At 61.4% G+C, this 23,005-nt stretch carries 25 protein-coding genes; 9 read left to right on the top strand and 16 right to left on the bottom strand.

From position 1 onward, the window contains the following. Nucleotides 1-108: 108 nt before the first annotated feature. From ACWGKN_RS15210 to tsaA, 5 genes are all read left to right on the top strand, one after another. Nucleotides 109-1,167, top strand: a complete 1,059-nt coding sequence (locus tag ACWGKN_RS15210; protein WP_424254830.1) for a 3-oxoacyl-ACP synthase III — start codon at nt 109-111, stop codon at nt 1,165-1,167. Further along, nucleotides 1,154-1,714 (top strand): AmmeMemoRadiSam system protein A, encoded by a 561-nt coding sequence (gene amrA / locus ACWGKN_RS15205; RefSeq protein WP_035231774.1) that lies wholly within the window; start codon nt 1,154-1,156, stop codon nt 1,712-1,714. Before ACWGKN_RS15210 ends, amrA begins: the two co-directional genes overlap by 14 nt. A 1-nt stretch (nt 1,715) precedes the next feature. After that, nucleotides 1,716-2,321: a hypothetical protein gene (locus tag ACWGKN_RS15200; RefSeq protein ID WP_035231777.1), complete on the top strand. Its 606-nt coding sequence runs from the start codon at nt 1,716-1,718 to the stop codon at nt 2,319-2,321. A 21-nt stretch (nt 2,322-2,342) separates the two neighbouring features. Continuing rightward, complete coding sequence (locus ACWGKN_RS15195) at nt 2,343-2,924, top strand: PaaI family thioesterase (RefSeq protein WP_452095562.1); 582 nt, start codon at nt 2,343-2,345, stop codon at nt 2,922-2,924. Between the two features lie 202 nt (nt 2,925-3,126). Then, complete coding sequence (gene tsaA, locus ACWGKN_RS15190; protein WP_052160192.1) at nt 3,127-3,861, top strand: tRNA (N6-threonylcarbamoyladenosine(37)-N6)-methyltransferase TrmO; 735 nt, start codon at nt 3,127-3,129, stop codon at nt 3,859-3,861. Here the strand turns inward: tsaA and lptC are convergent. The 9 genes from lptC to ACWGKN_RS15145 form a co-directional block, all read right to left on the bottom strand. Beyond that, nucleotides 3,848-4,426 (bottom strand): LPS export ABC transporter periplasmic protein LptC, encoded by a 579-nt coding sequence (gene lptC / locus ACWGKN_RS15185; RefSeq protein ID WP_424254835.1) that lies wholly within the window; start codon nt 4,424-4,426, stop codon nt 3,848-3,850. The genes tsaA and lptC overlap by 14 nt on opposite strands. Next, nucleotides 4,423-5,067 carry a KdsC family phosphatase gene (locus tag ACWGKN_RS15180; RefSeq protein ID WP_035231783.1) on the bottom strand — a complete coding sequence of 215 codons (645 nt, stop codon included), beginning with the start codon at nt 5,065-5,067 and terminating at the stop codon, nt 4,423-4,425. The genes lptC and ACWGKN_RS15180 overlap by 4 nt, the downstream gene beginning before the upstream one ends. A 22-nt stretch (nt 5,068-5,089) precedes the next feature. After that, nucleotides 5,090-5,932, bottom strand: a complete 843-nt coding sequence (gene kdsA, locus ACWGKN_RS15175; RefSeq protein WP_035231785.1) for a 3-deoxy-8-phosphooctulonate synthase — start codon at nt 5,930-5,932, stop codon at nt 5,090-5,092. Beyond that, the gene (locus ACWGKN_RS15170) at nt 5,925-7,583 is read right to left on the bottom strand and encodes a CTP synthase (protein ID WP_035231787.1); all 1,659 of its coding nucleotides are present in this window, start codon (nt 7,581-7,583) and stop codon (nt 5,925-5,927) included. Before ACWGKN_RS15170 ends, kdsA begins: the two co-directional genes overlap by 8 nt. Nucleotides 7,584-7,717: 134 nt before the next feature. After that, a complete protein-coding gene (locus tag ACWGKN_RS15165; protein WP_035231790.1) occupies nt 7,718-8,350 on the bottom strand; it encodes a nitrite reductase in 633 nt (210 codons plus the stop codon). A gap of 5 nt (nt 8,351-8,355) precedes the next feature. Then, nucleotides 8,356-9,099 (bottom strand): hypothetical protein, encoded by a 744-nt coding sequence (locus tag ACWGKN_RS15160; RefSeq protein ID WP_052160193.1) that lies wholly within the window; start codon nt 9,097-9,099, stop codon nt 8,356-8,358. An 87-nt stretch (nt 9,100-9,186) separates the two neighbouring features. Further along, the gene (locus tag ACWGKN_RS15155) at nt 9,187-9,636 is read right to left on the bottom strand and encodes a YqaA family protein (RefSeq protein WP_035231818.1); all 450 of its coding nucleotides are present in this window, start codon (nt 9,634-9,636) and stop codon (nt 9,187-9,189) included. A gap of 32 nt (nt 9,637-9,668) precedes the next feature. Further along, nucleotides 9,669-9,863: a hypothetical protein gene (locus tag ACWGKN_RS15150; protein WP_424254839.1), complete on the bottom strand. Its 195-nt coding sequence runs from the start codon at nt 9,861-9,863 to the stop codon at nt 9,669-9,671. Nucleotides 9,864-9,995: 132 nt separating this feature from the next. Continuing rightward, nucleotides 9,996-11,651, bottom strand: a complete 1,656-nt coding sequence (locus ACWGKN_RS15145) for a hydantoinase/oxoprolinase N-terminal domain-containing protein (protein ID WP_424254841.1) — start codon at nt 11,649-11,651, stop codon at nt 9,996-9,998. A 259-nt stretch (nt 11,652-11,910) separates the two neighbouring features. On the opposite strand from ACWGKN_RS15145, the gene ACWGKN_RS15140 reads away from it, so the two are divergent. From ACWGKN_RS15140 to ACWGKN_RS15130, 3 genes are read left to right on the top strand one after another with little or no spacing between them, the layout of a single operon-like run. Next, entirely contained in the window at nt 11,911-12,726 is an 816-nt protein-coding gene (locus tag ACWGKN_RS15140) for an enoyl-ACP reductase FabI (protein WP_452095561.1), read from the top strand. 18 nt (nt 12,727-12,744) lie between these two features. Further along, entirely contained in the window at nt 12,745-13,578 is an 834-nt protein-coding gene (locus ACWGKN_RS15135; protein WP_035231795.1) for a nitroreductase family protein, read from the top strand. A gap of 25 nt (nt 13,579-13,603) precedes the next feature. Next, nucleotides 13,604-14,140 carry a signal peptidase II gene (locus ACWGKN_RS15130; protein ID WP_452095560.1) on the top strand — a complete coding sequence of 179 codons (537 nt, stop codon included), beginning with the start codon at nt 13,604-13,606 and terminating at the stop codon, nt 14,138-14,140. Here the strand turns inward: ACWGKN_RS15130 and speB are convergent. From speB to ACWGKN_RS15105, 5 genes are all read right to left on the bottom strand, one after another. Then, nucleotides 14,104-15,012 (bottom strand): agmatinase, encoded by a 909-nt coding sequence (speB, locus tag ACWGKN_RS15125; RefSeq protein ID WP_452095559.1) that lies wholly within the window; start codon nt 15,010-15,012, stop codon nt 14,104-14,106. The two genes, ACWGKN_RS15130 and speB, sit on opposite strands and share 37 nt — an antisense overlap. After that, nucleotides 15,009-16,190: a carboxynorspermidine decarboxylase gene (gene nspC, locus ACWGKN_RS15120; RefSeq protein WP_424254849.1), complete on the bottom strand. Its 1,182-nt coding sequence runs from the start codon at nt 16,188-16,190 to the stop codon at nt 15,009-15,011. The genes speB and nspC overlap by 4 nt, the downstream gene beginning before the upstream one ends. Before the next feature lie 4 nt (nt 16,191-16,194). Beyond that, the gene (locus ACWGKN_RS15115; RefSeq protein ID WP_424254851.1) at nt 16,195-17,412 is read right to left on the bottom strand and encodes a saccharopine dehydrogenase family protein; all 1,218 of its coding nucleotides are present in this window, start codon (nt 17,410-17,412) and stop codon (nt 16,195-16,197) included. Between the two features lie 43 nt (nt 17,413-17,455). Continuing rightward, nucleotides 17,456-19,381, bottom strand: coding sequence for a biosynthetic arginine decarboxylase (speA, locus tag ACWGKN_RS15110; protein ID WP_035227425.1), 1,926 nt, complete (start codon nt 19,379-19,381; stop codon nt 17,456-17,458). Between the two features lie 821 nt (nt 19,382-20,202). After that, a complete protein-coding gene (locus tag ACWGKN_RS15105; protein WP_035227427.1) occupies nt 20,203-20,487 on the bottom strand; it encodes an antibiotic biosynthesis monooxygenase family protein in 285 nt (94 codons plus the stop codon). Nucleotides 20,488-20,723: 236 nt separating this feature from the next. Between ACWGKN_RS15105 and pyrF the strand changes: the two genes are divergently transcribed. Next, entirely contained in the window at nt 20,724-21,437 is a 714-nt protein-coding gene (gene pyrF, locus ACWGKN_RS15100; RefSeq protein WP_035227428.1) for an orotidine-5'-phosphate decarboxylase, read from the top strand. A 23-nt stretch (nt 21,438-21,460) separates the two neighbouring features. Here the strand turns inward: pyrF and ACWGKN_RS15095 are convergent, their stop codons facing one another. Both ACWGKN_RS15095 and ACWGKN_RS15090 read right to left on the bottom strand, forming a co-directional pair. Beyond that, nucleotides 21,461-21,913, bottom strand: a complete 453-nt coding sequence (locus ACWGKN_RS15095; RefSeq protein WP_424254854.1) for a hypothetical protein — start codon at nt 21,911-21,913, stop codon at nt 21,461-21,463. After that, entirely contained in the window at nt 21,897-22,925 is a 1,029-nt protein-coding gene (locus tag ACWGKN_RS15090) for an omptin family outer membrane protease (protein WP_424254856.1), read from the bottom strand. The genes ACWGKN_RS15095 and ACWGKN_RS15090 overlap by 17 nt, the downstream gene beginning before the upstream one ends. Nucleotides 22,926-23,005 lie beyond the last annotated feature (80 nt).

Below are 23,005 nucleotides of genomic sequence, written 5' to 3'. Positions count from 1 at the left end.
CGTCCTGATAATTCCCCAATAAATCGACAGGAAGCGATCTTTCCTGTACAATGGTTTCCCTGTCCCGCGCCGTCAACCCCATCCATCAATCGCCAGAGCCAGTCCATCATGCTGCAGTATTCCCGAGTCTGTCTTGATACCTTTGGTTATCAGCTCCCGCCACGAACCCTTACTTCGGCGGAGATCGAAAACCGTCTCGCGCCGTTGTATGATCGGCTGCGCCTGACGCCGGGACGGCTCGAACTGATGACCGGCATCCGGGAGCGACGCCTGTGGCCCCGGGGGACGAGACCGAGTGAGGCGGCGATCCTGGCGGGACGAAAGGCTCTCGAGAAGGGGGGGTGGGACCCGGCCCGCATCGATTGCCTGATATTCACCTCCGTGTCCCGGGACATGATGGAGCCGGCGACCGCCTCGTTTGTCCACCTCGGTCTGGGTCTACCGCCTACCTGTCTGATCTTCGATATTTCCAACGCCTGTCTGGGGTTTCTTGACGGCATGGTCATGCTGGCCAATATGATCGAGCTTGGACAGGTGGAGAACGGTCTTGTCGTCTCTGGTGAAACCGCCGAGGAGTTGCTGGAATCGACCCTTGAAACCCTCGTCCGCGATACCAGCCTGAGCCGGAAGGCGATCAAACCGGCATTTGCTTCTCTGACCATCGGTTCCGGGGCGATCGCTCTGATCATGGAGAGGGCCGGCGCCGATGAGCGGCGATGCCGCCTGGTGCACGGGAGATGGAGAGCGAGCACGGGTCACTCCGACCTGTGCCATGGCAATCAGCATGGGGCCAGGACCACCCTGATGGAGACCAACTCGGAGGAGTTGATGCACCGCGGGGTCGAGGCCGCCTGCCAGACATGGCAGCTTTTCTCCAGTGTTCCCGGCTGGGGGGGAGAGGATATCGATCGGTTTTTCTGTCATCAGGTTGGAACGGCCCATGCGCGGCTGCTGTTCGAACGCCTCGGACTCGATAGCGGCAAAAATTTTGAAACCCTGGCAAGGCTGGGAAACGTCGGTTCGGTCTCAGCCCCGATCACCATGGCCATGGCGATGGAGCAGGGGGCGTTCAAACCGGGACAGAAAGCGGCTCTACTGGGGATCGGGAGCGGCATCAACTGCATGATGCTCGGGGTGGATTGGAGGGCGACAGATGGAATGCACTGACGACCAGGGGAAGACGCTGCTCAAGCTGGCCCGCCGCATCATCGCCTCCCGGCTCGGTTGCGGTGAGCCCCCGGAATCCGGCGACGATCACAGGGATCTGCAGCAGCAGGGAGCCGTCTTCGTCACCCTGAAGAAACGGGGACGACTGCGGGGCTGCATCGGCAACCTCGAACCGGTCGGACCGCTGTGGCAGGGGGTCAGGGACAACGCCCTCAACGCCGCCTTCAACGATTACCGTTTTCCGCCGTTGACTGCCGAGGAGATCGACGAAGTACATATCGACATCTCGATCCTTGGTCCTCCGGTCCCGCTCGACTATGCCGATGCCGATGATCTCCTGGCCAAGCTGCAACCCGGGCAGGATGGGGTGATTCTGCGCAGCGGCACGGCCAGGGCGACGTTTTTGCCGCAGGTGTGGCAGCAGCTGCCGAATCCCGAAGATTTTCTCGATCACCTGTGCCGGAAGGCGGGGTTGAGCGACTCGGCCTGGCGGCATTCGCACCCGGAGATCCGGATCTACCGGGTCCAGAGCTTTGAGGAGGAATGAGTTGAACGAACTTGCACTCCCTGAGCCGCTGGTCCAGCGGCTCAAAAATATCTACCGGGCCATGGAGGAGGATTATGACGAGGTGGCGCGGCAGCTCCGGTTCGGCTGTTCAGGGTGTCCGGACAATTGCTGTGACTCGTATTTTCTCCATCACACCTCTATCGAATGGGCCTACCTGTGGCAAGGGATGAGACAACTGTCCCCGGAACAACAGCGGGAGATCCTTCACCGGGCCGCTGGGGTGGTCCGTGTCTGTCAGGAGGAGCTGACGCACGGGCGAAGACCGGTCGTCATGTGCCCGTTGAACGAACATGGGCTCTGTGTCCTGTACCCCTATCGGTTACTGGTCTGCAGGACCCACGGGGTGCCGGCGGTGATGACGCGGCCGGACGGCAAGCGGTTGTCCTTTCCCGGATGCTTTCGTTGTCAGGAAGTCGTCAGGGCCAGAGGAAACGATGCCGGGGTCCCCTTCGTCGACCGGACCAGACTGCTCCAGCAACTGGTCATGGTGGAAAACGAATTGACACAGAGATTTCGCCGTCCGCGCCCCAGGATCAGGATGACCATTGCCGAGATGCTGGTCGAAGGTCCTCCAACCCTACCCTGACCGGATCCGGTCTGAAGAGCCATGTGCACGCCGGCCCTGGCAGACAGGGATCCGGTGGGCACCATATCGTCTCACCTCAACACAGCGGTCGCCATGCAGGTCAATGTCAAAAAAAAGCAGCCGAATTCAAAGATGTGCTTTGTCTGCGGCCTGAAAAACAGGTTCGGGTTGAAATGCCGTTTCTACGAGCTGGAGAATGGTGAGCTCATGGCGATATTTCAGCCGTCGCCGGAACACCAGGGATATCCCGGACGGCTGCATGGGGGGATCGCCGCCACCATCCTCGATGAAACCATCGGGCGGGCCATAATGCAGTTGTATTCCGATCATATCTGGGGAGTGACCGTCGATTTTTCGATGCGTCTCCGCAAGCCGGTACCGATAGATCGGGAAGTCAGGGTGATCAGCAGGATCGTCAGTGACGGCAAAAGAAGCTTCGAGGGCACGGGCGAGATCCTCCTCGAAGATGGATCGGTGGCCATAGAGGGGAAGGGCAAATACCTCAAGATGGATATCGGCAAGATCGCCGATTTCGACCATCGGGAACAGGAATGGGGAATCGTTGAATCTCCGGATGATCCAGACTCGATCACGTTACCCTGAGACCGTGAAACGGGGTGGTCACAACTCCAGTGCAACACACATGCTCCCAGTGTGATGGCAGGTTGGAATCCACGGCAGGATCTGCCGCTTCATACGATTTTGACAGACCCGGATATTCCGACCGGGAACGGCATCGGGGCTGGAGGATCCATAGCATTTGCCGCGGGTCCGGAACGGTTCCGGGAATGGATGGGACACGGCAATGTCGACTGAACCGGAAATCCCCCGGGGGGGATGCACCCTCACCCCGATCGGTCGCATTCATTCCTGTTTTACCGAAAAATTCGGTATCCCGCGGCAGCCCGGCCTTGTTTCAGAGGCGAGGGCGACGCTGGAGATCCTTCCCCCCTTTGATCGTCGAGAGATGTTCAAGGGGCTCGACAGGTTCTCCCACATCTGGGTACACTTCATCTTTCACGAGATCCTTGCCGAAGGCTGGAAGCATACGATCCGGCCCCCATGGCTCGGGGGGCGGACCAGGGTGGGAGTTTTTGCCAGCCGCAGCCCGCACCGGCCGAACTTCCTCGGCCAGTCTGTCGTCCGTCTTCTGGCCCTCCGCTTCGAGAACGGAAAGATCCTTCTCGATCTTGGGGGGATCGATCTCCTCGATCAGACTCCGGTGGTCGATATCAAGCCCTATCTTCCCTACAGCGACCGGATCGCCGAGGCGACAAGCGGATATGCGATGTCGATGCCGGCCCCGGTTGCGGTGCTCTTCAGCGAGGAGGTTATCGCCTTTGGCGTGTCCTATCAGAGGGAGCAAGGAAGGGATATTCTCCGTTTGATCGGCCAGATCCTGCAACAGGACCCACGGCCGGCAAGTCAGAAAGAGGCGGGACGGGATTTCGGGATGAAGCTCTGGGACGTCAATGTCCGCTGGCAGGCGAGGGAGAATGATTTTTTCGTGCTCAGCTGTCGGCGGCTTATGGTCGGCTGAAACCTTCGATGACACTGCGCACCCGACCGCCAATCTCGTACTGGCCGGTTTCGACCTCGTACCGCAGACTGCCGCCGTGGATCTCGGCATCTTCGGCTACCAGTCTGGTTGCCCCCGGGCACCACACCGTCCGTTTTTCATCGTCATAGTAGAGCAGGTCGGTATACAGGCTCTGCTTGTCCTTGGTCTTGTTGATGACGACGTTGTCGATCAGGGTAAGCTGCTTGGTCTCGATGTTGTACAGTCCACGGTCAGCGGTGATATTGGTGATCGCACCGTTCTGGTCAAAGACATCGGTATCGACTTTGGTCATCACATACTCATCGGGCTTATCGCCCGTCCGGGCATTTTCCGCCCGTATTTCCGCCGACTTTTTACCGCTGTGGATCTGCTGGACCCTGATCTTGTCCATGGTGAAATTGTGGGTCTCGGTGTCCACGTTGGCGTAGGCCGGATCATACCCGCCGCGCGGGGTGAGAAAGGCGGCCAGGGGTATCCGCCACAGCGGGAAGGTGACGAGCAGGGCAAGCGGCACCAGCCAGAGGAGATTGCGTTGACTGATCATCGGCTCATGTACCGTTGCAGCAGGCCGGCAAGCAGTCCCTTCGCTTCCAGGATGACCTCGCAGGCCTCGCGGACCGCTCCTGCCCCTCCCGGCCGGGAAGTGACATAGTGGGCCGTCTCCTTGACGGCGGCAACGGCATTGGCCGGAGCGAGGGCCAGGCCGACTCGCGACAGCAGGCAGAGATCGAGCCAGTCGTCTCCCATGTAGGCGATTTGATAGGGCTTGAACCCGGAAGTTTTGAGGATCTCATTCAATGTTGCCAGCTTGTTTGAAGATCCCTGGTAGGTGTAGCGCAATTTCAGTTCATCGGCCCGGCGCGCCACCGCCCCCGATCGGCGGGCGGTGATCAGACCGGCGTCCAAGCCGGCCTCCTGCAGCAGCCTGAGGCCGAAACCATCCTGGGTATTGAAGCTCTTTCCTTCGTCCTTGTCGCCTGAATAGTGGATCGTGCCGTCGGTCATAACGCCGTCGACATCGAGCAGGAGTATCTGGATTTCCTTGGCCTTTTCGCGAACAACAAGGCTTTCGCAGCTGCTGTCCGAGTGCTGCGTCCGTTCACGGGCGCGGGTACGGTAGCCCTCGGTGATCTCACAGTCGGACGGGTAGGCGCCAGGATTGGCGGGGGAACACGGGTTGGTCATCGCGATGCGGTGTTTCCTGATTTCAGAGGGCGGCCCGGATCCTCAGCAGTTGGGCGAGCACAGGCTCGATGCCGTCAAGGGGCAGAGAGTTCGGACCGTCGCAGAGGGCCTTCTCCGGCTGCGGATGGATCTCCATGAACAGCCCGTCGATCCCGACCGCCATCGCCGCCCGCGCCAGAGGCACGATGAACTCCCGCTGGCCTCCCGATGATCCGCCGGCCCCTCCGGGAAGCTGGACCGAATGGGTGGCGTCGAAGATCACCGGACAGCCGAACGAACGCATCACCGGCAGTGACCGCATATCAACCACGAGGTTATTGTACCCGAACGTCGCTCCGCGTTCGACCAGCATAATCTTTCCGCCACCGGCGCCGCGCAGTTTGTTGACGGCGTTTTCCATGTCCCAGGGGGAGACGAACTGGCCCTTCTTGACGTTGACCGGTTTGCCGGTCCTGGCGGCGGCGACGAGCAGGTCGGTCTGACGACAGAGAAAGGCCGGGATCTGCAGGATATCGAGGATCTCGGCGGCGGCCTCGACCTGCGACACCTCATGGACATCGGAGATGACCGGGACAGCGAGCTCCTTTCTGATGCGGGCGAGGATCGCCAGGCCTTCCTTCAGGCCCGGGCCGCGGTAGGAATCGAGCGAGGTGCGGTTGGCCTTGTCGAAGGAGGCCTTGAAGACGTAGTTGATGCCGAGCCGGCCGCAGAGTTCCTTCAATGTTGCGGCAACCGTGCGGGCAATATCTTCCGATTCGAGGGCACACGGGCCGCCGATCAGCAGCAGCGGCTGGCCGCTTCCGACCAGGATGGGGGCGCCTGTCGGGTGATCTACGGCAACAGGGGCTATCCGGAGGTTATCCATTATGTTTCTTGGTCAGGGCCGCGCTGATGAAGTTGCGGAACAGGGGGTGGGGCTGCATCGGTTTGGACTTGAACTCGGGGTGGAACTGGCAGCCGAGAAACCACGGATGATCCTGTATCTCGACGATCTCGACGAGATTGTTGTCGGGAGAGACCCCCGAGATGACCAGACCGCAGTCCTCGAGCCGTTTCCGGTAGAGGTTGTTGAATTCGAAGCGGTGGCGGTGTCTCTCGGAAATCTGGGCCTGCCCGTAGGCCCGGGCCGCATGGGTATTTTCCGTTAAAACGCAGGGATAGGCACCGAGCCGCAGGGTTCCGCCCATGTCGGAAGTCTCGTCGCGCACCTGCATCTGGTTGGTGCGGTAATCGAACCACTCCTTGATCAGGTAGATGACTGGATCGGGGGTGGCGAAATCGAGTTCGGTCGAGTTGGCCCTGTCGAGTCCGGCGATATTGCGGGAGAACTCGACGACGGCCAGCTGCATGCCGAAGCAGATACCGAAGAAGGGGATCTTGTTGATCCGGGCGTGGGAGATGGCCCGGATCTTTCCTTCGGCACCGCGTTTGCCGAAACCGCCGGGTACGAGGATGCCATCGCAGCCATCGAGCAGCTCGGCCGGATCCTTCTCCTCGAGATCCTCGGCGCTGATGTAGCGCAGTTTGACCTTGATGCCGTTGGCCAGCCCGCCGTGAACCAGGGCTTCGTGGAGGCTTTTGTACGATTCGGTGAGGTCGACGTATTTGCCGGTGATGGCGATCGTCACGTCGTCCTTCGGGTGCTTGATGGTGTGGACCAGGTCCTCCCACGGTTTGATATTGGGCTGACCGGTCCAGACATTGAGCAGCTCGAGGATTTTCGCATCCAGGCCCTCGCGATAGAAGTGGAGGGGCATCTCATAGATGGTCTCGACATCGATACCGGTAATGACCGCATCCTTCTGGACATTGCAGAACAGGGCGATCTTGGCCTTGAGGCTGTCCTCGAGGGGGACCTCGGTCCGGCAGATCAGGATATCCGGCTGAATGCCGTCCGCCCGCAGTTCCCGGACCGAGTGCTGGGTCGGCTTGGTCTTGACCTCGCCGGCGGTCTTGATGTATGGGACCAGGGTCAGGTGGATGAACAGCGAGTATTCCCGACCGAGGTCGGTTCGTAGCTGGCGGATCGCCTCGATGAAGGGCAGGCCCTCGATGTCGCCGACCGTGCCGCCGATCTCGATGATGGCGAAATCGGCGCAGCCATCCAACTGCAGGATGGCCGCCTTGATCTCGTCGGTGATATGGGGGATGACCTGAACGGTGCCGCCGAGGTATTCGCCGCGCCTCTCCTTGGTGATGACCGAATAATAGATGCGGCCGGTGGTGTAATTGTTTTTCTGGGCCATCACGGCGTTGGTGAAACGCTCGTAATGCCCCATGTCGAGATCGGTTTCGGCCCCGTCGTCGGTGACGTAGACCTCGCCGTGCTGGAACGGGTTCATCGTCCCGGGATCGACGTTGATGTAGGGGTCCAGTTTCTGGAAGGTGACGGTGAGCCCCCGGCTCTCGAGCAGTGCCCCGATGGTCGCAGCAGCGAGCCCCTTTCCCAGGGAGGAAAGAACGCCGCCGGTGACGAAGATGAACTTGGTCCGTTTGCTGGTCTGTGGTGTTTTCATGCCGCCACTATAGCAATGGCACCCCTTTTTTGGAATAGAAAAGCCGGAATCACCGGTGAAATTATAGGCTCTATCTGTGCCAGGCGGGCGGCGGCTGATCGCCGGCCCCGGGCCAGCGGCAGCTGGTGCGGCGGTCAGACCTCGGCAAAGGGAAAATCGGGGTCCCCGAGCAGTTTGGCCATCCGCTGTTTGGTGCCGGTCTTGCGATCGTGGAAATCGATCAGGGTCTCGATGGCGGCCAGCATCTCCGCTTCGGTCACTTCCTTTTTGATCCTGCGGCCGATTTTCGGTGCCGGCCCGCCCTTGCCGCCGGCATAGACATCGTAACCGTTGCGGGTGGCAACGATGCCGATGTCGCTGGTCCTGGTTCCGGAACAACTGAGTATACAGCCGGAGAGGGCGAGCTTCAGTTTGGCCTTGGTGTGCCCACGGTCGGCGAACCGTGCCAGAATTCTGGCGCTCACGGCCTTCGTATCGATCAGGCCGAGGTTGCAGTGCGGTCCGCCGACGCAGGCCCGCGGTATCGGAAACCGGCCGGGGGCCTTGAACTCGGCGCCAAGGGCGGCAAGGCGCGCCCTGATCTCCGTCGTCGCCGTTTTCGGCACGTTGAGCAGGCGCAGGTTCTGCAGGGTGGTGAGATAGACCTCGAGACCGTATCGTACCGTCAGCTGGTGGACCTCGTCCATGATGGCGAGCGGGAGCCTGCCGGCCGGCAGCAGGACGGTTATGTGCTCGGTTTCGGTGGTGATGTCGGTTGCCGGATTCATTTGCTCTAAGACCTTGATGAAACAGCCGCGTTCGTTTTGCCGTTGAGGATATCCTCGACCGTGACGTCACCGACGCGGGTGGTGAAGATGGCCTGCAGCAGCGGCCGCAGTCGGCTCTCCTCGGCTTCGGTGACCAGGAAACCGGGGAGGGGGCGGGCGGTCATGGTGCGGAGTCGACCCTGCATGATCCGCGACGGGTCGGCGAGCGCCTCCGCCACCGGGCGGTAGGCCGAGATATCGAGAAGAGCCAGCAGGACGTCGACCATAGTGCCCCAATACTCCTTCTGGCCCAGGTGCTCGATCAGCTGCAGCATGGCGGTGCTGGCGGCGAGATAGTGCTCGTCGACCTGCGCCGGCCGGACCACCGAGCATCGGACGGTCGAGATGAAACAGCGGCAGGCAAACGGGCGCACCGGATAGATCCGGCAGACGTCATCTTCCAGCAGGGGACAGGTGGCCAGGGACGCGTTGGCCCCGGGATCGGCTTCCCTGTGGTTGATGCAGGCGTGGGCAAACTCGTTGGTGGTCATGCGCGACCGTTCCACCCGGGCCGGATTGCGCAACCGGTCGGCCAGCCATTGTTCCATCCCGCGGTCGATGACGAAGGCAAGAATCCTCTCCCCTTCGAGGGCGGTCATGGTGACATTCTCCGTGCAGCAGGTACTGCAACCCATCGAGCAGACACGGCCATACTGGTTTCCCCACTGTTCGAATTCCGTGATAATGGTCTGGTAAGCGGCTTTTTTCATAATGTTCTCTGTAAGTATCGTTATTGCATCGGGACTAGTATAAGGCGGATTTGGCGGTTGTCATCCCCGGGGCAAAACCGCAGTGGTTCAGCGCAGGCCCTGCAGGGTGAAAAAGGCCAGTGCCGCATAGCGGCAGACCTTGCCGAGCGGCACGAGCACCAGAAACAGCGGCAGGGAGGTCCGCAAGGCCCCGGCGACCAGGCAGAGAGGATCGCCGACCACCGGGACCCAGGAGAGCAGCAGCGACCACACCCCAAACCGGCGGTACACCGTTCTGGCCCGGTGGAGGTCTCGATCGGAGAGCCGCAGCAGCCTCCCGGTCAGGTAGTCGGAGCCGAAGCTGCCGATCAGGTAGGTGGTAACGGCCCCGAGGGAATTGCCGAGAGTGGCGACCGCCACAGCCGTCGGGGCAGGCTGCCCTTGGACGATGAGCAGAATCAGCAGCCATTCCGAACCGAGCGGAACCAGGGTCGAGGCGAGAAAACTGAGGCCGAACAGGGACACCAGGCCATAGGGTGGAGACAACATCCCGGTCATATCCATATCAGCGGCTCACCAACACGTAGTATTCACTTATCCCGGCGTTTTGTCGGCGGCGGCGGTTCGGATTTCTGCAACTCGTCATCGAGCTCGAGGCCGGTACCGCCGCAGGCAGGGCATTCTTCCGTCGTCAGCAGGAACCGGCTGACCCCCTTGAACGAAGAGATCTGGCCGCAGCCGTTGCATATCGGGCACGGCTTCGGCGCTGGAGACGTTTTTCTCATGTGACTACCTCCTCCGGGCAGCTGCAACCGAGGGAGTGGCGGATGAAATTCCTGACGGCCTCAAATTCGGTGACCTTGGTGATGGGCATGGTTTCCGGGTGGACGGTACTTGCACCGCTCTCCCGGTGCGGTTCAGACAGCGAGCGGTTCAGCCTGGCCGGCCAGGGTCTGTTTGCAGATCAGGGCCGCCCCGACGGCGTTGCCAACCTCACAGTATTGCGGGAACGATACCGTGGTCGCCAGCCTGGAGGCGACCGCCGGCAGAAAATAGCGGGCGGCGGCGCCAATGCCGATGAGCGGGATCTTCAGCGAGAAATTGACGCCGAGGACCGGATGGTCGTTGCGGCTGGCGATGAAGCTGGTCAGCGAATTGCCCCAGTAATGCTGGACGAGGTGATCGATGACGAGATTCTCGATCTGCTCTTCCGTCCGCCTGATGACCATCTCGCAGAAGGCCTCCGCGGTCATGCCGATCTCCCCGGCCAGCACCGCGGCACCGGCCAGGGCCTTGGCGCGGTCCCCCAGATCGATGCGGCCCAGGACATGCAGGGCGTCGGTCGGGGTGAATCCGCATTCGTAGGTCTGCTGCGATCTTTCCAGCTGTTCGAGATCCCGGCCGAGGGTGACGCCGCTGAGGCCGGTGGCCCGACGGATCTGCTCCGGGGTGGCCTGGCCCCGGGTGCGGAGAAAGGCCGTCAGCGCATCTGCCGCTGCACTATCGGCTTCTTGACGGAAGATGATGAGCCGGCTCCGCTCTTCCTTGCCGAGCCATTCATCGATCGGCGGCAGGTCGGCCGCCATCGCCAGGGGGACGACACGGTTGGGACCGATGGTGATATGCCCTTTTCCGTTCATGGAGACGTGCGAATCGCCGCCGATACCGCCGGTACTCATGTCGATGGCCTCCACATGGGTCCGCCAGTCGCCTATCTTGCAGCCTTCCGTGGCCATCAACGGCCGGCCGTTCTCGATCATCGCGATATCGGTGGTGGTTCCGCCGACATCGATGACCAGGGCGTTGCCTGCGATCTGGTCGGCACCGAAACTGGCGGTACAGGCGGGGCCGCTGGCCACCGTCATTCCCGCCAGTTCCACGGCCCGGTCGGAAGAAATGGTCCCGGCGTTACCGCTGATGATGATCATCGGGCAGGAGAGCCCATGGGCGGTCATGGCCTGCCGCACCCCGCCGACATACTCCTGCATGATCGGCATCAGTTTGGCGTGGAGACCGGCGGTCGCCGCCCGCTCGTGCATGCCGGCGGTCTGGCTGATGCGATGCGAACAGAATACCGGCTTGGGATCGATCATCTCGATGGCCTTTTCCGTCACCAGTTCATGGGTCGGGTTGACCATCGACATCGCCGCACAGACGCCGTAGGCATCGACCTCCTCCTTGAGGCCATGGATCAGGCTGACGAGATAATCGAGTTCGAGCGGTTCCTCCTCCTCACCCATGATGGTGTGGCCGCCTTTGACGAAGATCACCGCCTTGACCGGGAGTTTGAAATGCCTGACATAGCCGATGACGAACAGGGCGACCCGGGCCCCCTTGTTTTCGACGACGCTGTTGGTGGCCAGGGTCGAGGAGACGGCCACCGCGCCGATCTCGGCCGGGGGGGTTCCGGTACCCTGCAGCAGGGCGGCAAGGGCCGCGCCGGTGCTGTCCGCCAGTCGATAATGGGTGGTTGGTTTCTTGGCGGCAGCGACGATCCTGCCGGTCGTTTTCTCCATCAGGACGGCATCGGTGAACGTGCCGCCGGTATCGATACCGATTATGTATTTTTGCATGCCCGGTTATGTTTGTAGGGATTTCGAGATGAACGGTGCGGTTGCCTTGCGCGGCAGGTGATCTGCCGGGGTGTATTCCTGCAGATCATATACCGTAATCCAGGGGGAAAGGACAATGGAAAACGCCGGCGGCAGGGGCTGGCGGCATGCGCTATGGGTGAGCACACGATGATTGCGGCTTGTCTCGGGTTGCCGGGTAGTGTATCCTGCGGGGGATGGAAACGGTTGATTTTCAAGGACCTCCTCCGATTGTGGGACAATGGGATTTCTCGAGCTGGAAAACAGGCGCTTCGTGGTCTTCGGCCTGGCCAACAAAAAATCAGTGGCCTGCGCCATCGCCAGGGTCTTGGCGGCCGAGGGCTCCGAGGTCATTCATGTCGTGCGTACGGAGGAACGGCGGGCGACCGCCCGTAAACTGTTTCCGGGGATGCCGGTGTTACTCTGCGATGTCGAAGACGAAGCCGATATCGTCCGGGTCAGGGACGAGATCGCCGCGGCGATCGGCGCGGAACGGGGAGGGCGGCTGGACGGTATCGTCCATTCCATCGCCTTCGCCAACTATTCGGACGGCTTCAAGCCCTTCCACCAGACGGTAAAGCGGGATTTTCTCCAGGCCGTCGATATCTCGTGTTTCTCTTTTATCAGTATTGCCAATCACTTCAAGGACCTTCTCGATCCCGATGCGTCGATGCTGACCATCTCCATTTCGACCACGAGGATGGCGGCCGAGAACTACGGCTATATGGCACCGATCAAGGCGGCGCTCAACTCGTCGCTCTGTTTTCTGGCCAAGAGCTTCTCGGCCTTTTCCCGCATCCGCTTCAACGCCGTGGCCCCGGGACTCCTGAAGACCTCGGCCTCCGCCGGCATTCCCGGCTATGTCGACAGCTATCTCTTCGCCGAAAAGGTAATCCCGCGCAAACAGGCGCTGCAGATCGAGGAGGTGGCGAACACCGCGGCCTTCCTGCTGTCGCGACGGTCGTCCGGCATCAACGCCCAGGCCATTGTCGTCGATGCCGGGATGGAGGTGAACTATTTCGACCGGGAGATTGTCTGTAAGTCTGTAGGCAGTTGAGGGCGTCGGGGAGGGGATATGATTGCATTCCATGTGGACAAGGAAAAGTGTATCGGCTGTGGCCTGTGCGCTGCCGACTGCCCGATGGGCATTATCGCCATGGAAGAGGGGCTGCCGGTTATCCCGGCGGCGGACGAGGCCCGCTGCATCCATTGCCTCCACTGTTTTGCGATCTGCGATCCAGGGGCCATTGCGATCGACGGCCACACTGCCACCGCTCAGGATGCCCAGCATGAGAACCTGCCGTCACCGGAGCAGATGGAGAGCCTGGTCCGGGGCCGCCGCGCCATCCGCAACTACCTCAAGGAGAACCTGGAGCCGGGCCTGATCGACAGGATGCTGGCGGTGGCCTGGCATGCGCCGACCGGCAGGAACGAGCGCCGCCTCCTCTTCACCGTGGTCGATGACCGACAGGTGCTTGACCGCATCCGCGAGGAGGCGCTGCATGGTCTGTCGGCACTGGTCGAACAGAGAAAACTGCCGCACGGGATGGAGATCTTTGCCGACATTGTTGAGGCCTGGCAGGTCCAGAAGATTGACATCCTGTTCCGCGGTGCCCCGCATCTGCTCGTTGTCTCGGCCCCTCGCAACGGCATTTCCCCCCTGCCGGACGCGGTCATCGCCCTGACCACCTTCGAGCTCTTTGCCCGGAGCCTGGGTGTAGGGACGGTCTGGAACGGTCTGGCCAAGATCGCCATCGACGACCTGGTACCCTCGCTCCGCGCGCTGATCGGCATTCCCGAAGATCACCTGATCGGCTATGCCATGTGCTTCGGCCGCCCTGCCGTCCGCTATGCCCGGCATGCCCCGCGCCACCCCCAGGCGATCAACCGGGTCAAAATCGCCGGCTGACACGGCCGGGATGATCGACCCTCCCATGCCTTCACATTCGATCGGAAGAGGCGCACTTGCCGCCCTGCTGCTGGCCATCCTCGGCAGCGACCAGCTGACCAAGCGGCTGGCCTGGCGTCACCTTGATCCCGCCGCGCCGTTGTCTTTCGTCCACGATACCCTGCGTCTGTCCTATGTCGAGAACAGTGGCGGCTTTCTCGGCCTGCTCGGCGGCCTGCCCGAGGAGTTCCGTTTCCTGCTGTTGACCTGCGGCGTTGCGGTAGTGGTGATCCCCGGCATCGCCTATGTCCTGTGGCGGGCATCGCTGCCGCAGTCGACGGCGGTCGCGGCGCTGCTGGTGCTCGGCGGGGGGCTGAGCAATCTTCTCGACCGCCTGGTCCATGACGGCCGGGTGATCGATTTCGTCAACCTCGGTCTCGGCAGTTTCCGCACCGGTATCTTCAACCTGGCAGATGTCGGTATTCTCTGCGGCTCGTTTGCCCTGGGGGCGATGTGGTTCCAGCGGGGAGTTGGGGGAGGGGGAGGTCAGGGACCAGGGGCGGGTTCCGGCAGTCGCCAGTAGTGGCGGTTGAGCGGGCTGCCGACCAGATAGCCCATGATGGCGTAGGTCAGCTGGGCGGCGGTGAAGGCGGCGCCGTGCAGGCCGGCCAGCGGCGCGAACTCGACGACGTCGAAGCCTATGCAGACCCGTTCGGCCATGATCCGCTCGATCAGCCACAGCGCCTGGTACCAGCTCAGGCCTCCGGGCACCGGGGTGCCGGTGGCCGGCATGACTGCCGCATCGAAGCCGTCGACATCGAAGGTGAGATAGACCTTGTCCGGGAAATTCGCCGGCAAGGCGACGGTATCGATCCCCTGGCGCCAGATCGTCTCGGCATCGTAATAGGGGATGGCGTGATCCCGGCGGTAGCGCTGTTCCTCCAGACTGTAGCTGCGGGTACCGAGCTGCAGGATGGGGATGCCCTGCTCGGCGACCCGCCGCATCACGCAGGCATGGCTGAACGGTGAGCCCTGGTAGCTGTCGCGCAGGTCGGCGTGGGCATCGAACTGGATCACTCCGAAGCGGTCGTGCTTCTTGCGCAGGGCGGCGATGGCGCCACTCGTCACCGTATGCTCGCCCCCCAGCAGTACCGGGCATTTGCCCAGGGTCAGGCAGCGGCCGACGGCCGCCTCGATCCGCGACAGCACCAGCGGCGGGGACCCGGCGCAGTCGACCGGGGCGGCGGTGTGGATGCCGGAGTCGGCCGGGATGCACCGGCCGTCGAAAAGTTCCAGTTGGGCCGAGGCCTCGAGGATCGCCTGGGGGCCGTCGGCGGTGCCGGTACCGTAGGACACCGAATTCTCGTAGGGGGCCGGGATGACGTGGAAGAGGGCCGATTCCGGGAGTGACGGCGGGACATCGATGCCGTGAAAATTCAGGCTCTGGTCGCTCATGCCAGGCGGCTCCGGTAGTCGGGGTAGCCGAAGCGGCGGATCAGGGTAAGCCGGTCTGCCGCCGGGCTGCAGCTGTAGAGCGACGGCAGTTCGACCCCGTTGAAAGTGGTGTTCTTAACGAAGGAGTAGAGGGCCATGTCGGCCAGGACCAGCCGGTCGCCGGGGATGAGCCGGGCGGGAAAGGAGTAGTCGCCGATGACGTCGCCGGCCAGGCAGGAGATGCCGCCGAGGCGATAGGTATGGGCCAGCTCGCCCGGTTGGCCGGCGCCGGCGATATGGGGCCGGTAGGGCATGGCCAGGACATCGGGCATGTGGGTCTCGGCCGAGCAGTCGAGGATGGCGATATCGATGCCGTTGGAGATGGTGTCGAGGACGGTGGTGACGAAGACCCCGCCGTGCAGCACGACCGCCTCGCCCGGTTCGAGGTAGACGGCGATGCGGTCGTGGCGGCGGCGGAAATCGGTGACCGTAGTGCAGAGCAGGTCGAGGTCGTAGCCGTCGCGGGTGATATGATGGCCGCCGCCGAAGTTGACCCAGCGCAGCCGCGGCAGCAGGTGGCCGAACCCCTGCTCGAAGCTGGCCAGGACCCGCACCAGGACATCGGCGTTCTGCTCGCACAGGGCGTGGAAGTGCAGGCCGTCGATGCCGTCAAGGTCGACGCCGTCAAGTCCCGCCGCCGGGATGCCGAAGCGCGACCCCGGCAGGCAGGGGTTGTAGAGATCGATCTCGACCTCGGAGTGGCCGGGGTTGACCCGCAGCCCGACCTCGATCCTCCGGCCGCTGGCGGCGATCGCCCCCCGGTGGCGGTGCCACTGGGCGATCGAGTTGAAGACGATGTGATCGGAGAAGCGGATCACCCGCTCCAACTGGGCGGCGGTGTAGGCCGGGGCGTAGGTGTGGACCTCGCGGCCGAAATCCTCGCGCCCGAGCTGCGCTTCGATCGGGCCGCTGGCGCAGACCCCGTGCAGGGTGCGGGCGATCAGCGGAAACAGGGCCGGCAGGGCGAAGGCCTTCAGCGCGAGGAGAATCTTCGCTCCGGTCCGCTGCTGCACCTGATCGAGGATCCGGCAGTTGGCGGCGATCACGTCCTCGCTGATGAGGTAGCAGGGGGTCTCCACCCGATCGGTGAAGGCCTGCGGGAAGTCATGCCGCAACCGCTCGTCCAGGCTGGTCGTCATCGTCCTAATCCGGCAGCCGGCCGGCGAAATCGACGACCTGCCAGGGCAGACCGTAGCGGTTGAGGCAGTCCATGAAGCGGTCGGGATCGAGCTGCTCGACGTTGTAGACCCCGGCCCCCCGCCACTCGCCGGTCAGCATCATCATCGCCCCGATCATCGCCGGCACCCCGGTGGTGTAGGACACCGCCTGGGCCTGGACCTCACGGAAGGCCTCGGCATGGTCGCAGACGTTGTAGATGTACTTGCGGCTCCGCCTGCCGTCCTTGACCCCGTCGAAGACGCAGCCGATCACCGCCTTGCCGGTGTAGTTGGTGCCCAGCGAGCCGGGGTCGGGCAGCAGGGCCTTGAGAAAGCGCAGCGGGATGATCTTGTGGCCCTCGTAGTCGACCGCGTCGATCCGGGTCATGCCGACGTTCTCCAGCACCTTGAGGTGGGTGAGATAGGCCTGGCCGAAGGTCATCCAGAAACGGATCCGCTTCAGGCCCCTGATGTGCCTGACCAGCGATTCCATCTCCTCGTGGTAGAGGAGGTAGCTCTCGCGCGGACCGGCCTCGGGGTAGTCGAAGCTGAAGTGGACGCAGCGATCGTCGAGGATCGGCGGAGTCTCGATCCACCGGCCGTCCCGCCAGTGGCGGACGATCTGGGTGACCTCGCGGATGTTGATCTCGGGGTTGAAGTTGGTGGCGAAGGGGTGGCCGTGGTCACCGGCGTTGCAGTCGAGGATGTCGATGGTTTCGATGCTGTCGTAGTGGTGCTTCTGGGCCCAGGCGCAGAAGATGTTGGTGACCCCGGGATCGAAGCCGCAGCCGAGCACCGCCATCAGGCCCTTGTCCCTGAATTTGTCCTGGTAGGCCCACTGCCAGCTGTACTCGAAATGGGCCGAATCCGGCGGCTCGTAGTTGGCGGTGTCGAGATAGTTGACCCCGCACTCGAGGCAGGCGTCCATGATCGCCAGATCCTGGTAGGGCAGGGCGACGTTGATCACCAGCTGCGGCTTGATGGCGTTCAGGAGGACAACCAGCTGCGGGACGCTGTCGGCGTCGACCTCGGCGGTTCTCACCGTGACGTTGTACAGCTGCTCGATCTCGGCGGCGATGGCGTCGCACTTGGTCCTGGTGCGGCTGGCGAGGACGATCTCCTGAAAGACTTCGGGATGCTGGGCGCATTTTTTGGCGACGACGTTGCCGACACCCCCGGCCCCTATGATCAGTATCCGTGACATGGTCTCCTCCTGTGGCTGAAGATGGTCCGATATCTATCCGACATCATTCTTTTTCGTAATAGGTGTAGCCGCGCAGACCCTCATCGAATTCGGCCAGGATCGACTTGCGTTCCTTGGCGGTGATGAAGCCCTTGTGGATCGAGTCTTCGGCGATATGCTTGAGGCGCTTCTTCAGCGACTTGACATCGTACTCGACGTAGGACAGGACATCGGCGACCGAATCACCCTCCAGCTCCCGGAGAAACTTGTAACTGCCGTTCTCGTTGACATGGATCGACACCACGTTGGTGTCGCCGAAGAGGTTGTGCAGGTCGCCCAGGGTCTCCTGGTAGGCCCCGACCAGGAAGACGCCGATATAATATTCCTCGTTGTCCTTGAGGTCGTGGAGCATGATGCTGTTCTTCTCGTGCGAGTAGTCCGGGAAGGTATCGATCTTGCCGTCGCAGTCGCAGGTGATGTCGGAGATGATCGCCGAGCGGCTCGGCGGCTCGGTGAGGCGGTGGATCGGCATCACCGGCAGGATCTGGTCGATCGCCCAGACGTCGGGCAGCGACTGGAACAGGCTGAAGTTGCCGTAATAGATGTCGTAGACCAGCTTATTGATCTCCTTGATCTCCTTCGGTATGTGCTCCATGTTACGGGAAAGCTTGGAAATCTTGATCAGGGTGTGCTGGGCCAGGTTTTCGGCCAGGGCCCGCTCGCGGATATTGATCTGGCCGTGCTTGAACAGCTGACGAGCCTGGGTGCGGTAGAACAGGGCGTCGTTGAGGCACTCCTGGATGTTCTTCGGCGACACCATGTCGTAGGCGATCATCAGGTTTTCGAGCAGATCGTTGGTCGATTTCGGCAGCTGCTCCGGGATCGGCGGCGGCAGGAAAGAGGAGACGTCGAGGATGTTGAACAGCAGCACCGAGTAGTAGGCGACGATGGCCCGGCCCGACTCGGTGATGATCGTCGGGTGGGGGATGTTGTGGCGCGACAGCACGGTGATGATCGACTCGACGATGTCGCTGCAGTACTCCTCGATCGAGTAGTTGCGGCTCGAGTGGAAGTTGGTGTTGGAGCCGTCGTAGTCGACAGCGAGACCGCCGCCGAGATCGAGGTAGCCCATCTTCGCCCCCTCGTTGACCAGTTCCTCGTAGATCCGGCAGGCCTCCATCGCCCCGGCCCGGATATCGCGGATGTTGGGGATCTGCGAGCCGATATGGTAGTGGAGGAGCTGCAGGCAGTCGAGCATGTCCTCTTCCTTGAGGCGGTCGATGACATCGACGATATGGGTCATGCCGAGGCCGAAAACGCTGGCGTCGCCGCCCGACTCGGTCCACAACCCCTCGGCCTGGGTCGACAGTTTGATGCGCAGGCCAAGGTTGGGGGCGACCTTGTGGTACTTGGCGCGCTCGATGATCAGGTCGACCTCGCCGGGGACCTCGATGACGAAGAAGACCTGATATCCCATCTTGATCGCATAAAGACCGAGATCGATGAACTCCTCGTCCTTGTAGCCGTTGCAGACCAGGCAGGCCTTGCGGCTCTTCATCATCGAGATCGCGGCGATCAGCTCCGACTTGCTGCCGGCCTCCAGGCCGTGATTGAAGTCCTTGCCGAACTGGGCGATGGCGTCGACGACCTCCTCCTGCTGGTTGACCTTGATCGGGAAGACCCCCTTGTACTCGCCTCCGTAGTTGTTTTCCTTGATGACCTTGCGGAAGGTCTCGTGCAGCAGTTTGATCTGCGAACCGAGGATATTTTCGATGCGGAGCAGCACCGGCATGGCCATGCCGCGTTCCTCCACCTCCTTGGCGATCTCGTGCAGACTGATCTTCGGGCCGTGATCGGCGCCGAAGGGGGTAACCACCACATCCCCGTGTTCATCGATGGAAAAGTAACCGGCGCCCCATTTGTCGATACCGTAGAGTTGTGTGGCCTTTTCTATTGTCCACTGTTCTTTGCTGTAAAAATCTTGCCACATGATATACGTACCTGTTGCGGATAGTGGTGGGGTGAATGGGGCATGTCTCAGGTGTGGGACATGAAATATTTTCGGGTTGCCAGTAATATGAAAAAAGAACAGAAAGTCAATATCTTTTTCAGTCTGCGGGGTGATTAATCCGAGGTGCCGCAGGGTGCGTCCCGACCCGACGGGGAAGTCCGGCACCACGGTCGGGCGCGAGGGACATCGCCTCCATCACCAGTCCATACGAGTATACCTTTTTCCTGCACATTAATCCATGGATCTGCACCAGTTAGCCAGGCATGAAGCAAATTGACCGGCAATTGCACTGGTTGGATGAAATATCCCGGATTGAGATAGTGGGACAGGAAATCAAACCGGCGACTGGAGCCGCTTTCCCACTGGAACGTCGCCCGGTAGTACAGACACCAAGGTTGATCGTAGGCAGGCGGTCTCGGGCGGGGGCTCGGGTTTTGCCGTGTCGCCGGGACAACCGTTGCCAAGGGGGCTGACTGTGGCGGCTCGTGCAGGCCTGGCCGTTGCGGCCGAGGCGTGATAATGAGATCTTTCCCATGCAACGAAGGCCGCGGTGTTATCGACTCCGGCCTTCTGGTTTTTGGTCCGGTGATTGCCGCAGGAGCGGATGCCCGTCAGGGCAGAGAGACTATCGCCACGTCAGATGCTGTCCGACGTTCGGTGGATGCAGCCAATGTTCTCTATTCCCGTGCCAGAGGAATCCCGTTGGTGCAGAGAGGGTCCCGCCGCATCGTTTCAGAGGCTGAAAGGCCGTTCTCTCCACTTCGAGAGATGCAGAGTTTCAGATTGGCAATGGTGTTGAATTATTCCTCGTAAACTGCATATTCGGTTCTCTCGTCAAGCAAGGCCTCGATTTCGTTCTGCACCTCTTTCCGTCGGTCGTTATTCAGCCACGCCTCCCATGCCTCCTGTGAATGCCAGGTACTGATGACCAGGAATTCATTCCGGGCATCGAGTCTGCGCATCGTCTCGCCATTGACATATCCCGGCTGGCTCAGGGCCATGCCCCTGAGCTTTTTGAGGAGGGAAGACAATTGGACAACATGTTCCGGCGCGACACGGCGTTTGATGAGGATTTTGACAGTCATCGGTAGTCTCCTTTGAAGCGGCGGCCATCTTGTGCCTCCATTGCAAGCGGTCGAACAGCCTGTCCTGATGCTCCCTGGTGGTCATATTGTGCCGGTCGGCAGCCAAGGTGAATCACCCCATGCTGCCGGAACAAAGAGATGGCAGTCTCCTGTCTTTTACGGTATTGCTTTCAGCAGGTGTTGTAAAGACAGGCCAGTCAATCTGGCGGCTGAAATACGATAACGGGACAGAGAAGATGAGCACGGAGATTGCCCTGCGCGACAGGATCATTGTCGCCCTAGATGTTGAGCGCCCCGACCTCGCGAAGGAGATGGTGAAAAAGTGCGAATCCAGAACCGGATTTTTCAAGGTCGGGTTGCAGCTCTTTATGGCCGGCTGGTTCGATACAGTCGATTGGCTGGTCGACCGTGGCCATAAGGTCATGCTCGATCTCAAATTTTTCGACATCCCGGAAACCGTCCGGTTGGCGGTTGAACAGGTGAATCGTCGTGGCGTGACGTTTGCCACCGTCCATGGCAACGATCCGATTATCCGCGCCGCCGTCGAGGCGAGGGGGGATATGAAGCTCCTCGCCGTGACGGTCCTGACCAGCTTCGGCGAAGAGGACATGCGCGCCATGGGGATGACCGCCACCATCGAGGAACTGGTGTATTACCGGGCAAAAAGGGCTCTGGAACTCGGTTGCGACGGTGTCGTTTCCTCCGGGCTCGAAGCCAAACGCCTGCGTGACGGCCTGGGAGACAGGCTCCTGATCGTAACACCCGGGATTCGCCCCGGGGCCAATGTCGAGGACGGATCGGATGACCAGAAGCGTATTATGACTGCGGGCATGGCGATCCGGGGCGGGGCGAGCCATGTGGTCGTTGGTCGACCAATCACCAGGGCCGAAGACCCCGCCGGTGTCCTGGCGATGATGCAGGAGGAGATAGTTGCCGGTATCGGCGGCTGAGGGGCTGCCGTGATTCTTGCCGTCTATTGCAGTTCGATGCAGTTCCCGGGCAGGGGAGGATATGCCACGTCGGCGGCAACCCGTGGGGGGGTGTGGACGCTCACGATGGTCCGGCCGGCGGGTGAGGAGTTGCTTTCGGCCACGGGAAAGCCTTCAAGCAGGTCGAGGAGGCCGACCGGATCGATCCGTCGCAGCAGTGGGTATTGTTGAAAAACCCGGCGATGCTGACCGACAACGGCAAAAAGTTCTGCGACGCCTGGTTGGTCGCGGGATATCCGGTATTCGGCCGTGGCGAATGGGAACTGCTGTCCCCATAATTGCGGTACCGCTGCCACTGCTGTCTGGGCCAGCGCCTGCCGCAGGCCGAAACTGATACGCCGCCGGTCCGGGGCGGTTTTCGAGGCGATGACTGCGAAGGAGGCAGCCGGCAGATCGGCATGCGGTCGGCCCTTTCGTGTTTCAGAACATGTAGCCAACCGACAGGAACCCCGAGGTCTGGGTGCTTTCGGATTCTTCATCGATAGTGCCGAGGGGAATCCCCCAGCCGTATTCCTGAGTCTGGTCCCCATCCACCTCGATCTTCATGAATTGAAAACCTGCCTCCATATAGATGGACGGAGTGAATGAGTATCTGCCGGTTATGTCGAGCATGAAGGCATCGCCGTCCATATCGCCGTTACTGATCTTGCCGCCGTATTCTCGAAGCAGATGATGGTCGGTATCCTCGGCTTCGACGATGGGGGAATAGGCAAGGCTGCCCTCGAAGGACAGCTTGGGATTGACCCGCAGGTCGCCGCCGATTTTGAGGTAGGGGATTGAGTAGGTCATCTCGTAGGTGATGGCCACCCTGCCGTCGCCGTAGTAGTCGAAACCGGGGAGGCCTGACGGAGAATACTGGTGCAGGACTTTCGCCTCGTAATCGAGATTCTGGTAGAGATAGCCAACCCCGGCATACACCGACAGACCATTGCTCCGGAAGAACGACCACTCGATATCGGTATCGAAGATGAAGGCGTCAAAACTGGAGATCTCCGATTCGGAGTAGACATCGAGGCGGGAAGGATTCGTGTCGGTGAGCCAGTCCGAGTCTTCCATGTTGTCGCCGGGGGTGCTCACGTCTTTCTTGATCGTGGCGTTGATGCGCCACTGGTCGTTGATCGTGGCCCTGCCGTCAAGCCTCACCAACCAGAAATCAAGTGGCCAGGCCAGTTCGCTGAGTGGAAAGTAACCATTGTAAACGACGCCAGAGGGATCGACTGCCGGGTATCCAATCTGGTAGGTTGTGTCACCGGACATCAATTCAGGACCGATCGACAGCGAATAGCTGGCAGCATTGGCCGATATCGCCGGGGCCTTCGCGGGACCGCTTACCGGTCCTGCTCCATCCCCCAGAACCGCATCGTCCGCTGCGGTCGCCGTTCCTGCGCCGGCCGCCAGCATCACACCGATTCCAAGGGAGATAATCCTTCTGTGTGTATGTTTTTTCATTGGTATTTTCCCTTTCTCCTTGAGGTGGGAGTTACAGGGGCAGGGGGAAACCGTTTCTCCCTTATCCCCGTTAAATGAGT

This window comes from Desulfoprunum sp., assembly GCF_053613775.1.
The sequence above is the reverse complement of the archived record's forward strand: the minus strand, read 5'-3'. Positions and strand labels throughout refer to the sequence as shown.